A 643-nucleotide genomic window follows, 5' to 3' on the forward strand; every position below is an offset into this window, starting at 1 on the left:
CGGTATCTATGGACGCATGAGCGTACCAGTTCATTGTGATACTGATATTTGAATGCCCCATGATATACTGTAAATCTTTCGGGTTCATGTTCTTGCTTGCCAGTCTTGTACAGAACGTATGGCGTAGCGTGTGCGGTGTGATATGTGGCAAGGGGTTATCCTTATGGTGCTTGTTGTATTTCTTTACCATACGGACAAATAAGGCGTTGTAATCAATCGCAACTTTGGGCTTGCCTTTATGATTGACAAATAGGAAATTGCCCCGTCCGTCTATCACAAATGGTTCTGCCTTTGGGCGTTTCTTCATAACCCGTTGAAATGCCTGTATTGTTTCTCTGCTTAATGGCACTTGCCTTATTCCGCTTTTCGTCTTAGGCGTTTCAATATAATAGCCCTGTTCCTTGCTCTTTAGTAACTGGTGGTCGATAATCACAACCTCATTCTTGAAATCAATATCGGCTACTGTCAGTCCGCACAGTTCCGAGATACGAAGTCCTGTCTTTAACAGTATCAGCACATCATCAAAATACTTATGATACACATTGTCCGTCTTGATGAATGACAGTAGGGATTGTTCTTGTTCCTCTGTCAATGCGACTTTCTCTTTGGTATCATTTTCTAGGCCTTCACTTAACTTGAAATC

Annotated in this window: 1 protein-coding gene; it reads right to left on the bottom strand. The window is 42.0% G+C overall.

Annotated elements, in window-relative coordinates; translation table 11 throughout:
• On the bottom strand, positions 1 to 643 hold a 643-nt coding region (locus ACFFUV_RS23555), incomplete at both ends, for a site-specific integrase (protein WP_390198395.1).

This window comes from Vibrio olivae (assembly GCF_042428525.1).
Taxonomy (GTDB): Bacteria; Pseudomonadota; Gammaproteobacteria; order Enterobacterales; family Vibrionaceae; genus Vibrio; species Vibrio olivae.